We start from the raw sequence: 13512 nt of genomic DNA, 5'->3' as shown, positions 1-13512 counted from the left end.
ATTCGGGGGCTAAAGGTCGTGAACTTGCCTATCCGATCCTCGCGGCTGTCAGTTCCTCGGCGGGAGCGACGGCACCAAGCGGAATGCCGTTCCAGTTCTTCAACTCGCGGGTGGCATAGCGGTCGAACTTTGCGCTCAACTCCGGCTCGGCGGCGAAGATGCGGGAGAGGACGCTGGCGACCATGGCTTCGGAAGCCCGTGTCGCGCCGTCGTCGCATTTGAGTGCGAAGGCGAGGCCGAGCTCGGGCACGGCGCCGGTGAAGACGCCTTCCGCGCCCGTTTTCACGAAGACGCGGCCGGGGGCCATGGTCATCAGGGCCGTGCAGGCGCGCTTCGAGCCGGCGACATAGAAAGGCTCGGCCATGCAGGCTTCCACCAGCCGCCGTGCCGCCTTCGCCCGCTCCGGGGCAAGGCCGTTTCCGGTCGCCATACGAGCAAAGCCCCGCGCCTGCGCGATGAGCGGGATGGCATAGGTCGGGATTGAGCAGCCATCGGTGCCGCAGAGATCGACGGAATGGGGCGCGCCGGTGACGGACTCCATGGTCTCGCGCACCAGTTCCTGAATCTCAGAGCCCAGCGCGACATAGCCCTTCGTCTCGAAACCGCAATGCATGCAGGTGGCGAGGAAGCCCGAATGCTTGCCGGAGCAATTGTTGTGCAGCGGCGTCGGCTCCTGTCCGCTCTTGGCGAGCTTCAAGGTCACCGGCAGCTCGAATGGCCAATGGACGCCGCATTCGAGCGCTGTGCTATCCAAGCCCGCGCGCTCCAGCATGGAGGCCGCGCGCGCGACATGCTCCGGCTCGCCCGAATGCGAGGCGCAGGCCATGGCGAGGTCCTTGTTATCGAAGCCGAAGGCATCCGCCGCGCCGCTCTCGACCAGCGGCAGCGCCTGGATCGCCTTGATCGCCGAACGCGGAAAGACCGGCCGCTCGACATCGCCAAGCGAAAACACCAAGCGCCCGTCGCCATCGACCACCGCGACCGCCCCGCGATGGCGGCTCTCCACGAGGGGGCCACGATAAACCTCGACGAGAACAGGATTGCTCATGATGCGCGCTTTCGTTTTTTCGGAGTTTGTTCGGGGAACTGTATAGCGGCGATGAGGGTGGAGGGGAATAAGGGATGAGGAGCATCACATGGAAGCGCTTCCTTCGTCACTCCGCGCGCGCGCTCCACCCCCCTCTGCCCTGCCGGGCATCTCCCCCTCAAGGGGGGAGATTGGCCTTCATCAATGCCGGCGCTTCATTTTGCAAGGTCGGTGATTAGCGGAACCGGTAGGAACAGCCAATCTCCCCCTTGAGGGGGAGATGCCCGGCAGGGCAGAGGGGGGGGTGAATGGCACGCACCGCGTTTCAGGCTATCACCTCTTCACCTCCCACGTCGTCAGGTGCGCCCGTCCGTTTTTTATTGATTGATCAGTCAATCAAACATACACTACCCCAACCACCACAACCGGAACCCACCCCATGCCCAAGATCGGAATGGAGCCCATGCGGCGGCGGGAGCTGATCGATGCGGCGATACGCACGATCGGGGAGCGCGGCTCGCTGGATGTCACGGTGGCGCAGATTGCGCATGAGGCGGGCGTTTCGCCGGCGCTGGCGCATCATTATTTCGGCGGCAAGGAGCAATTGCTGCTCGCCACCATGCGCCATCTCCTTGCCGAACTCGGGCAGGATTTGCGCGCGGCGCTGCGGGAGGCTTCCGGCCCACGCGAGCGGGTCTCGGCGATCATAGCGGTCAATTTCTCGCCCAAGCAATTCGCGCCGCGCACCGTGGCGGCCTGGCTCACCTTCTATGTCCATGCGCAGCAATCGGCCGAGACACGGCGGTTGCTGCGGGTCTATGCCCGGCGGCTCCATTCCAACCTCGCCGGCGCGCTGGGCCCCCTTTGCGGGCGGGAGAAGGCCACACGGATTGCCGAAGGCGCGGGCGCGATGATCGACGGGCTCTATATCCGCCACGCGCTGGGGGATGGCGCGCCGGATGCGGCGTCGGCGGTGGCGCTCGTCGAAGATTACATTAGCGTTCAGCTGAAGGCATGAGCCGGATGGAAGCGGATTTCGTCATCATCGGTTCGGGATCGGCGGGCTCGGCGCTGGCCTATCGCCTGTCGGAGAATGGCAGGCACTCCGTTATCGTCATAGAATATGGCGGCACAGATATGGGGCCGCTCATCCAGATGCCCGCCGCCCTCTCCTATCCCATGAACATGGCGGCCTATGATTGGGGCTTCGCCTCGGAGCCGGAGCCGCACCTTGGCGGGCGCAGCCTCGTCACGCCGCGCGGCAAGGTGATCGGCGGCTCCTCCTCGATCAACGGCATGGTCTATGTGCGCGGCCATGCCCGGGATTTCGACCATTGGGCGGAAAGCGGGGCGCGCGGCTGGGCTTATGCGGATGTGCTGCCCTATTTCAGGCGGATGGAAAATTCGCATGGCGGCGAAGAAGGCTGGCGCGGCACGGGCGGCCCCCTGCATGTCCAGCGCGGCAGCCGCCGCAACCCGCTGTTCCATGCCTTTGTCGAGGCGGGGCGGCAGGCGGGCTTCGAGGTGACGGAGGATTATAATGGCGCGAAGCAGGAAGGCTTCGGGGCCATGGAGCAGACGATCTACAAGGGACGCCGCTGGTCCGCCGCCAATGCATATTTGAAGCCCGCGCTGAAGCGTCAGAATGTCAGCCTCGTCCGGGGGCTGGCGCGGAAGATCGTGATCGAGAACGGGCGCGCCACCGGCGTCGAGGCCGAGGGCGGCGGGAAAATTCACACCATCAAGGCGCGGCGGGAGGTGATCGTCTCGGCCTCGTCGATCAACTCGCCCAAGCTGCTGATGCTCTCAGGCATCGGCCCCGCCGCGCATTTGCGGCAGCATGGCATCGAGGTGGTGGCCGACCGTCCGGGCGTCGGGCAGAATTTGCAGGACCATCTGGAGGTCTATATCCAGCAGGAATGTCTGGAGCCGATCACGCTCTATTCCCGGCTCAACCTGTTCTCCAAGGCGCTGATCGGGGCGCAGTGGCTGTTTTTCAAGAACGGCCACGGCGCGACCAACCATTTCGAATCCGCCGCCTTTGTGCGGTCGAAGCCGGGTGTCGAATATCCTGATATCCAGTATCATTTCCTGCCCGTCGCGATCCGCTATGACGGCAAGGCGGCGGCGGACGGGCATGGCTTCCAGGCGCATGTCGGGCCGATGCGGTCGAAATCGCGCGGCTCCGTCACCCTGCGCTCCGCCGACCCAAGGGAAAAGCCCGTCATCCGCTTCAATTATATGTCGCATCCGGACGACTGGAGCGATTTCCGCCATTGCGTACGGCTGACGCGGGAGATTTTCGGGCAGGCGGCGTTCGATCCCTATCGCGGGCGGGAGATCCAGCCGGGGGCGCATGTGCAAAGCGACGAGGAGATCGATGATTTCATCCGCGCGCATGTGGAAAGCGCGTTTCATCCATGCGGCACGTGCAAGATGGGGGCGGCGGATGATCCGATGAGCGTGGTCGATCCGGAATGCCGGGTGATCGGCGTGGAGGGCTTGCGCGTCGCGGACTCTTCGATCTTCCCGCGCATCACCAATGGCAATCTGAACGCGCCTTCGATTATGACCGGGGAAAAGGCGGCGGATCATATTCTGGGGGTTGGTCCATTGCCGCGGTCTAATCAGGAGCCATGGGTTAATCCGCGGTGGCGGGTGTCGGATCGGTGAGATGACGATTTATGGAAATGCCGGCGCCAGGACACCCCCTCTGCCCTGCCGGGCATCTCCCCCACAAGGGGGGAGATTGGCCTGCATAGGTGATGGCACTTTATTCTGCAGCGTTCGTGATTAGCGAAGGCAGACCTCACAGCCAATCTCCCCCCTTGTGGGGGAGATGTCCGGCAGGACAGAGGGGGGTGTCGCAGCCGCTATATTTTCAATTTCAGGAGCCCTTTAATGCGCGCACAACCGAAAGCCTCGCATTTCATCAACGGCCAGTTCGTAGAGGACAAATCCGGCAAGGAACTGCCCGTCCTCTACCCCGCGACCGGAGAAACCGTCGCGCGGCTCCACTCCGCCACGCCAGATATCATCGAGCAGGCGGTCAGTGCCGCGGCTAAGGCCCAGCCCGCATGGGCGGCGCTGAAGCCCGCCGAGCGCGGGCGCATCCTGCGGCGCACGGCGGAAATCCTGCGCGCGAAGAACCGGCAGCTTTCCGAGCTCGAGACGCTCGACACCGGCAAGGCCCTGCAGGAGACGCTGGTGGCGGATGCGGCTTCGGCGGCGGATGCGCTGGAGTTCCTGGGCGGCATCGTCGCCGGGTTCAATGGCGAATATGTCGATCTCGGCGGCTCCTTCGCCTATACGCGGCGCGAGGCGCTGGGCGTGTGCGTGGGCATCGGCGCGTGGAATTATCCGATCCAGATCGCGGCGTGGAAATCCGCCCCGGCGCTCGCCATGGGCAATGCCTTCATCTTCAAGCCGTCCGAGAACACGCCGCTCTCGGCGCTGGCGCTGGCGGAAGCCTATAAGGAAGCCGGGCTACCGGACGGGCTATTCAATGTGGCGCAGGGTTTCGGCGATGTCGGCGCGGAGCTTGTCGTCCACCCGCTCGTCGCCAAGGTGTCGCTCACCGGCTCGGTGCCGACGGGCAGGCGCATCATGGCGCAGGCGGGGGCGCATTTGAAGCATGTGACGATGGAGCTCGGCGGCAAGTCGCCGCTCATCGTCTTCGAGGATGCCGACATTGAAAGCGCCATCGGCGGGGCGATGCTGGGCAATTTCTACTCCACCGGGCAGGTGTGCTCGAACGGCACACGCGTCTTCGTGCACAAGAGCATCCGCGAGCGGTTTGTCGAACGGCTTATCGAGCGCACCCGCGCCATCCGCATCGGCGACCCCATGGACGAGGCGACACAGATGGGCCCGCTCATCAGCGCCGCCCAGCGCGAGAAGGTGCTGGGCTATATCGAAAAGGGCAAGGCGCAAGGTGCAACGCTTGCCTGCGGCGGCGGCGTGCCTCATTTGCAGGGGTTCGAGAAGGGCTTCTTCATCGAGCCGACCGTGTTCACCGATGTCACCGACGACATGACCATCGCACGGGAGGAAATCTTCGGGCCCGTGATGAGCATCCTCGATTTTTCCGACGAGGACGAGGTGATCGCGCGGGCCAACGACACGGAATTCGGCCTCGCGGCGGGCGTCTTCACATCAGATCTCGCCCGCGGCCACCGCGTTATCAGCCAGATCAAGGCCGGCACCTGCTGGATCAACGCCTATAACCTCACCCCCGTCGAAGTGCCCTTCGGCGGCTACAAGCAATCCGGCATCGGGCGCGAGAACGGTCTCGCGGCGCTGGAGCATTATAGCCAGATCAAGACGGTGTATGTGGAGATGGGGCGGGTGGAGAGTCCGTATTGATAGGGGAGTAGGGGAATAAGGGAATAAGGGAGTAGGGCCAACATATTCCCCTACTCCCCTACTCCCCTACTCCCTTCTACGAAAACCTTCACACTCGCCGCCCTCCCCGCCGCATCGATGACAGTCAGCGTGGAATAGCCGGCGCCGTCGGGGGTCCAGGCGGTGGTGCGGCGGCGGGAGGGCTCGGGGAGCGGGCGGCCATTGGCGAGCCAGCGGAACGGGGCGCGGCCGCCTTGAAGTTTCAGCATCAGAGGCGCGGGGTCGCCGGATTGACCGGAGAGAAGCTCCACCCGCGCGCCCTCGGGCGGGTAGACGATCTGCGGCGCAGCCTCGCGGGCCCCAGCGGTGACGAGCCCGCCGGGGGAGAAACGGCGCAGGCTGACGGGCAGCTCGTCCCGCGCCATGCGCACAGCCCCCGCGGGCGGGCGGGGGAAGGACACGGGGGCGAGGCCGGATTTGGCGAAGCCCTCGAACAGGATCGGCGCGGCGGTGGCGTAGCCGGTGATATCAGGCGTCGCGGCATTGTCGGCGCGGCCGACCCAAACGCCCAGCACATACCGCCCGTCATAACCCACCGACCACGCATCGCGATAACCATAGCTCGTGCCGGTCTTATAGGCGATGCCGCGCTTCGGACTGCCCTTGGGCGGGAGGACGTGGGAGAGGATGTCGGCGACGGTCCATGCGGCGGCGGGGGGGAGGAGGGGCGGCATATCGTTAATTGGAACTGTCGGCGCGACGATACCCCCCTCTGTCCTGCCGGACATCTCCCCCTCAAGGGGGGAGATTGGCTTGCACGGCCCTTCGCTCTCGTTCTGCAACGATGACGATTGGTGCCGCGCGTCTATGAAGGCGTAATCTCCCCCCTTGAGGGGGAGATGTCCGGCAGGACAGAGGGGGGTATCGTCGCGCCCTTCCTTTTCCGGAAAATACTCCCGCAATCGCACCACCCTCCCCCCATTCGCCAGCCCGGCATATAATTGCACCAGATCCCGCAGCGTCACTCCTACCCCGCCGAGCCCAATCGCCAGTCCCGGCGCTTCGCCCTTCGGCAATTGCGGCTCCACGCCTGCCCGCCTGAAGCGGACCACCAACCGCGTCGGGCCGACGGCGTCGAGTAGGCGGATGGCGGGGACGTTGAGGGATAGTTGCAACGCCTCGCGGATCGTCACGTCACCCTGATAACTCATGTCGAAATTGTGCGGGCGGTAGCCGGAGAAGCTGGCGGGGCGGTCTTCGATGATCGTCTCCTGCCGCACGAGGCCGTCCTCGAAGGCGAGGCCGTAGATGAAGGGTTTCAGCGTCGAGCCGGGGGAGCGCGGGATTTTGGTCATGTCGATCCAGCCCCACCTCTTATCATCGAAATAATCCGCCGAGCCGACATGACCCAGGATTTCGCCCGTGGACGCATCGGCAAGCAGCATAGCGATGGAGAGTTTCGGGCCGAGGCTGGCGGCGGCGTTCTTTGCCACGCTTTCGAGGCCCTCCTGCACCCGGCGGTCGAGCGTGATCTTGTGCACGCGGGCCTTGGGGTCGGCGCGCACCGCGTCGTTTGCCAGGTGGGCGGCGAATGCCGGCAAAGCGTGGCGGGTGGAGGGGACCGCTTCGGCTGACGCGCGCTCGATTTCGCGCGGGTCGATGACGCCGGTTGTTCCCATGCGCTGCAAGACGCGCTCGCGGGCGGCGCGGGCGCCGGGGAGATTGCGGTCGGGACGGCGCTTTTCGGGCAATTGCGGCAGAGCGACCAGCAGCGCCGCCTCGGCGATGGTGAGACGGCGCGGCTCCTTGCCGAACCAGGCGAGGCTCGCCGCCCGCACCCCCTCGAGATTGCCGCCATAGGGCGCGAGGGTAAGGTAGAGTTCGAGGATTTCGCGCTTGGTGAGCCGCCGCTCGATCTGCACCGCCCGCGCCATCTGGCGCAGCTTGGCGGTGAGGCTGCGCTCTGAACGCGGCTCGATGAGGCGGGCGAGCTGCATGGAAAGCGTCGAGCCGCCGGAGACGATGCGGCCATGGGTGACGAGCTGCCCCGCCGCGCGAAGGAGCGCCAGCGGGTCAATGCCGTGATGCGACCAGAAGCGGCGGTCCTCGTAGGCGACGAGCATTTCGACGAGGCGGGGGTCGACATCGTCAAGGGTGGTTTTAAGACGCCAACGGCCGTCCTTGGTGGCAAAGGCGCGCAGGAGATGGCCATTGCGGTCGAGGACTTCGGTGGAGAGGGCAGGCGTGAGAGGGGGCGGATAGAGGCTGTCGAGGGTGTGGGCTGCGAGGAGGAGCGCGGCGAGGGTTAGGAATGTCGCGGCGGTGAGGATGAAGGGTTTGGAGCGGGTCATTTTAAACGTCGGCGGGAGGTTCGCACCTTCCCTCCCCCTTGCGGGGAGGGTGGCCTGAAGGGTCGGGTGGGGGTGGTAACGTTTGCGCCACGGTCTTCAGCAAAAGCGCAAACGTCACCACCCCCATCCGCCCGCTGACGCGGGCACCTTCCCCGCAAGGGGGAAGGAGGGCGCGAGCGTTGGCCCGCCAGCCTATCCAACCCGATGTGAATTGCCCACACCACGTTCTCCTTTATTCACCCCCCCTCACCTCCATCAACCCCGCCGCCGTCCGTGCCGACAACTCCGGCCTATACATATCCTCCACGCTCGCCGCCGGCAGCGCGTAGGTGCCGGGTGTCACCGCCCGCACCACATAGGCCACCGTGAACTCGCGCGGGCTGTAGCTTGTGCGGTCGAAGGCGGCGACGAAGCGGTCGGTGCGGAATTCGCTGTGGGCGGTGTCGGTTTGGCCCAACCATTCGAAATTCTGCAGATCGGCGCTCGACACGAGGCTCGGATTGTCGATCTCGAAGCCGGCCGGAAGGAGGTCGGTGACGAGCACGCGCGAGGTCCAGGCATTGTTCTCCGTCACCTTCAGCACCACGACGAAGCGCTCGTTCTGCTTGGCATCCATCACATCCGCTTCCTTGCCGTCGAGCGTATAATAGCTGCGCGTGATGGAGAAGCCGTTGCCGCCGGCGGGGAGCGGGTCTTTGGGGGCGGCAAGGGTCGTCACCACCGCCTGCACGGGTTTTGTGCCTCTGTTGACGATGGTTTGCGGCGCGTCGAGCACATCCTGTCCGGACAACGTTTCGGCGAAATTACCGGTCTGCTTCTGGCCGTTTATTGCCAGGGAGATCGTTTTGTCGTTGCCTTTCAGCGCGCGGGCGGCAAGCAGCATCCATGCATCGTCCTGCGTGCTCAGCGCCGTTGTCTGGTTGCGCAGCGACTGGACGAGATTGATCATCTGCGGCACCTGATTGGGCACGGGCCGGCTCTCCGCCGCCAGCGCCAGCATCCCGGCGCTGTCACGCAAGGCGGAGCCGTAATCGGCGCGGGCCGGGTCGGAAGGCGTGGAAAGCGCCAGCTGATAGGCTGACGTGAAGGTGCTCTGCGCAAGCGGCGCATCGCCATAAAGCGACAGGGCGGCGGCCAGTTGCGCGCGGGCGAGCGGCGAGCGGAAATTGTCGAGCTGCGTGTCGGCGTAATATCTGAGGTCGCCGACATTGGCGCGGCGGTTGCGCGCCAGCACATAGAGCGCATAGGCAATGCCGCTGCCCTGATCCTTGACATTGGTATCATAGGCGAGCGCGTTCTGGAGGTTGTCGAGCGCCTGCCCCATCGCTTCGTCAGGCACCGTATAGCCCTCCTCCCGCGCGCGGGTGAGGAAATCGGTGATATAGGCGTCGAGCCAGAGATCGCCGGAGCCGGGGCTCCACAGACCGAAGCTGCCGGTGGAGGATTGGTAGGAGAGTACGCTCGCTATCGCGTCATCGATGCGCTTTTTCACGTCAGGCGTCTGGTCCATGCCTGCCAGGGCGGACAATTGGTTGAGGTACAGCAGCGGCATGGCGCGGCTCGTCACCTGCTCGGCGCAGCCATAGGGGTAGCGGTCGAGCGCGGCGAGGAGCGCCGGGATGTTGAAGCCGGGATAGCGCGAGACGCTGACATCAACCGAAGCGCCATCCATGAGGCTCGACGCCAGGAGCTCGCGGTTGATGGTGAGGCTGCCGCCATTGGGCTTCAAGGTCACCTCGCGCCGGGCCGCCACGGGCATGGCGGCGGGACGGACGGGGACGTTCAGCGTTTGCCCGACATGGATGCCATCGGGATGGGTCAAACGCAGGGCGAGGCTGCCCGCGCCCACCGCGCTCGCGGTCAGGGGAATGGTGAGGCTCGCCTTGCCGCCTTGCGCCAATTGCACGCTCTTCGGCGCGTTCGCCATATCCACCGAGACCGGTCCCTCAGCATCCACGCCAAGCGCATAATCGCCCGCCGGGCCGTCCGTGTTGGCTATGTCGAGGCGCAGCTGCGATTTGTCGCCGGGGGCGAGGAATTCGGGCAGGCTGGCGGTGACGACCACGGGGTCGCGGACGATGACATCCTTCACCGCATGGCCGACGCCGCTTTTGGTCCAGGCGGTGGTCATGACGCGGACCGTGCCGTTAAACTCAGGCATGTCGAAGCTGACATTGGCCTTGCCTTGCGCATCGAGCTTGACCGGGCCGGAGAAGAAGGCGATGAGCTTCTGTGTCGGTGGGCTGCCCTCGGCCAGCATGCCGCCGCCATCGCCGCCGGTGCGGATCTTGCCCATGGTGCCGAGCGAGCCGTCGATCAGGCGGCCATAGAGGTCGCGGATTTCCAGCCCCAGCTGGCGCTGGCCGAAATACCATCCGTCAGGGTCGGGGGCCTGATATTTCGTCAGGTTCAGGATGCCGACATCGACGGCGGCGACGGTGACATAGGCGGTGTCGCCTGCTTTCAGGCCGGGCACTTCGATGGGGATTTGCAATGGCTGGCGCGGCTGCGTCTTCTCCGGCGTAGCCAGATTTACCGCGAGCTTGCGCGCGCCCGGATCGATTTTCAGCCATTTGATGCCGATGGCGCGCATCGGCATGCGGGTCGCCTGCGCGTCGCCGGGGCGGAACAGCGTCGCCGTCACATAGGCTCCCGCGCCCCAATCATTGCCGACGGGGATATCGACGGTCGCGCCGGCCTGCGGCACGCTGACGGTCTTCACCATCCGGAGCCGGTCCGCGCCGATTGTTATCAGCGCCTCCCCGGCGAAGCGGGGGGAGATTTGGAGCTTGGCGACGTCGCCGGGGGCATAGCTTTCCTTGTCGAGCGCGATTTCAAGGCCGTCGGGCGTCTCGGTGGAGCGCGCGGCGACATACCAGCCTGCATCGAACTCGACGCTGCTTGCGGGGCCCGCCGCGTCATCGGTGTTGACCTCAAGCCGGTAGCGGCCCCAGGTGACGGGGAAAGAAATGGGCGCGCCATCGCCTTCCGGGTCAAGCGCCAGCGTGCCGTTGGCGACCTGTTTGGTATAGGTCACCGGCTCATATTTCCACTGGTCGCCATTGCGATACCATTGGTAATTCGTCTCCAGCCGGACGAGCGACCATTTCACCCCGGCGAGGCCTTCGCGCTTGCCCGTGGGGTCGATGGCGATGACCTTGAAGGCGGCGGTGGAGTTCTCCGGCACCTGCTGCCCGGCAAATTCCGGGCGGATGCCGATCTGTGGGCCTTCCGGCACGACGGGCAGTTCAAGCGTCCGCTCGACGGCACGGCCGCCCATCTCGCGCATACGCACCACCACATCGGCAATGAGCGGGCGGGTGGTGGAAGGCGCGTCGTCGATGTTGACATCGAAGCCGGCCTTGCCATTGGCGTCCAGCACCGGCAGGCCGGGCAGATCGATGCGGCTTGCCTCCTCCGACTCGTCATCGGCGAGGCCGAAGAGATAGTTCGGGTAGCCCGCGCGCTCGCGGGAGGTTTTCAGCCGCACCTCCCCTTCCAGCGCCAGACCGGCGGCGGGCGCGCCGTAGAGATAGCGGCCATCGACATTGACCTTGGTGGGTTTTCCGATGGCGATTTCCGGCTCGGCGCTCGACAGGTCGAATTCGATGCGATCAGGCACGAAATCCTGCACCAGAAAGGCAATATCGGCGATGGGCGCAGCCTTGGGGTCGGTGTGGATGCGCATGTGCCAGGTGCCGCGCATGGCATTTTTGGTTAGCGGCAAATCCACAACATGGCCGCCCAGCGCCGCGCCGGGGCTCACCATGCGCCGGTCCTCGACGCCATCGGGCCGGGAGAAGATGAAGGTGAGCGGCAAATTCTCCACCGCCATCGCCGCATGGTCGCGGGCGAGCGCCGTGGCATGGACGGTTTCGCCGGGGCGGTAGATGCCGCGCTCGGTCCAGGCCATCACGTCGATCGGCCCCGGCACGGGCCTTCCCGCCACACCACGGTCGGAAAGGTCGAAGCCCGCGCGGGTGAGATCGAGGAACACATAATCGCTCTCGCCGTCCTTGGCGGTGAGCACGGCGGGAGCAAGCCCGGCGCTCCCGCGCGTCAAGCCGGGGGCGAAGGTGACGCGTCCGTCAGCATCTGTTGTGCCTGACCCGAGCACCTCATTGTTGCGGGCAAGCAGGGTCAGCGCCAGCCCCTGCAGCGGCTTGGCGCTCGCCAGCGAGCGGGCGAAGACGGTGAGGCCGTCCTCCCCGGCATAGGTCGCAAGGCCGATATTGGAGACCACGAACCATTGCGTGGCGCGGGCGCCGCCATCGTCGCGCGCACCGTCAGGCAGGGCGGTCAGCACATAGACGCCGGGCTTTCTCTGCGGCAACGCCGTATCGATAGGGATGCTCGTCACCACATCCTTGTTGCGGTCCTGGGTGATGTCGAGCTTGCCCTGCCAGACCGGCTCGCCGAGCTGGTCCTCGATATTCTGAATCTGGTAGCTGCTCAACTGCTTCAAGAATTGCGAGCCGGTCATCAGTTCCGCAAGCGAGCGGTCATTGACGCGGTAGAGCTTCAGATCAGCCGCCGATGTGTTGACCGAGACGAGCGGGATGCCGCGCCGCATGGAGGACGGCAGCACGAAATTCTCGCCGGTGAAATGGACGGAGGGGGCGCGGTCGCGGATGTAGAGATTGAGCGTGACCGGCTTTTCCAGCTTGTCGCCCGCCGCATCCGGCAGGCCGGGGCGGAAGGTGACAGCGTAGCGCTGGCCGTGCTCAAGCCCCTCGATACAGATCTGCCGGTCGCCCGCGTCCACCGCCTTTGGCGCGGCGTTGTCGAGCGTGACGAACTGGGAATAGTCGACGCCGGTTTTCGCCAGCGGCTCGGAAAACTGGACACAGGCGCGGGGTGTGGCACTATCGGAGTCGACGGTGTTGTCGAGCACGCGGAAACCCTGGCGGGCTTTCAGATCGTTATAGGCAGCCTCGACCTGCGGTGCGGGCGACAATGCGAGGCTCGCCTTATAGGCTTCGAGCGCGGGGCGGTAGAGCTCCCGCTTTTGCAGCCCATCGGCCAGAAAGGCGAGCGCCCTCGCCCGGGCCAGCGCTGTGCGGGAGAGCAAATAGGCATTATAGGCGGCGGAGGTGGCGAGCCGCTGGTAGAAGACGGGCGGAGTCCCCGCCGGGGGCTGCGCCGTCAGCGCCTCGCTGGCCAGTTCCAGCCACAGGGCAACGTTGTCCGGAGCTTTCGAGACGGAGTGGATGTAGCCGTCGAGCGGACCGCCCAGGGGAAGACCGGGCAGGCGAGACGCCAGCGGCCCCGGATGCCCTTCGCCCGGCTGGGGCAGAATGCGCGGCTGCGGCAGCACGCGGGGCTGGGTTTCCGGCGGAACAGGGCTTGCGGCGCCCGGACTGTCCAACGCCACTATGCGCTGCCGATCCTGCCGCGCTTCGTCCATCACCATGGCGGGCAGGAAGCTCAAAGCCGGCGGCGCGCCGATGTCAGGCGCCGCCCCTGCCCCCGCTTCGACCACCTTACCGGCAATCGCACCGGGAAAAGGGCTCGGCTTGGAGAAATCGGACTTGAGGAAACACCACCGGACCTTGGTGTTATAGGTGAAGGCGCGGCAGGCCTTTTCGCCAAGGCAAGCCGCCTCGCATTGCTCCAGCGTGACATTCTCGACCGTCCGCAGATCCGCCCCGATATAATCGGAATCCTTTGACGTGATGACCTGCCGCTCCGCCGCAAGCGAGCCGGTGGCGATCATGAACGCAGCCGCGATACTCAGGGCCATCTGACAAGCGACGCGAACCGGCATGCCATTCCTCCTGGGCAATCAGT

Annotated in this window: 6 protein-coding genes; 3 read left to right on the top strand and 3 right to left on the bottom strand. The window is 65.5% G+C overall.

The annotated features are described in order from the left end of the window. Positions 1–28: 28 nt before the first annotated feature. A complete protein-coding gene (locus tag ACOWVG_RS02280) occupies positions 29–1051 on the bottom strand; it encodes an asparaginase (protein WP_420960157.1) in 1023 nt (340 codons plus the stop codon). 415 nt (positions 1052–1466) lie between these two features. Between ACOWVG_RS02280 and betI the strand changes: the two genes are divergently transcribed. From betI to betB, 3 genes are all read left to right on the top strand, one after another. Beyond that, entirely contained in the window at positions 1467–2045 is a 579-nt protein-coding gene (betI, locus tag ACOWVG_RS02275; RefSeq protein WP_420959861.1) for a transcriptional regulator BetI, read from the top strand. 5 nt (positions 2046–2050) lie between these two features. Continuing rightward, positions 2051–3700, top strand: coding sequence for a choline dehydrogenase (gene betA / locus ACOWVG_RS02270; protein WP_420959860.1), 1650 nt, complete (start codon positions 2051–2053; stop codon positions 3698–3700). Between the two features lie 228 nt (positions 3701–3928). Next, a complete protein-coding gene (gene betB / locus ACOWVG_RS02265; RefSeq protein WP_420959859.1) occupies positions 3929–5392 on the top strand; it encodes a betaine-aldehyde dehydrogenase in 1464 nt (487 codons plus the stop codon). 50 nt (positions 5393–5442) lie between these two features. Here betB and pbpC read toward each other — a convergent pair whose 3' ends face one another. After that, on the bottom strand, positions 5443–7722 hold the full coding sequence (gene pbpC, locus ACOWVG_RS02260; RefSeq protein ID WP_420959858.1) for a penicillin-binding protein 1C: 2280 nt from the start codon (positions 7720–7722) through the stop codon (positions 5443–5445). A 232-nt stretch (positions 7723–7954) separates the two neighbouring features. Next, a complete protein-coding gene (locus tag ACOWVG_RS02255) occupies positions 7955–13489 on the bottom strand; it encodes an alpha-2-macroglobulin family protein (RefSeq protein ID WP_420959857.1) in 5535 nt (1844 codons plus the stop codon). Between the last annotated feature and the right edge of the window lie 23 nt (positions 13490–13512).

The sequence above is a fragment of the Brucella sp. IR073 genome (assembly GCF_049065735.1).
GTDB lineage: Bacteria > Pseudomonadota > Alphaproteobacteria > Rhizobiales > Rhizobiaceae > Paramesorhizobium.
Note: the sequence above shows the minus strand (reverse complement) of the source record. Positions and strands in the feature narration are given on the sequence as shown.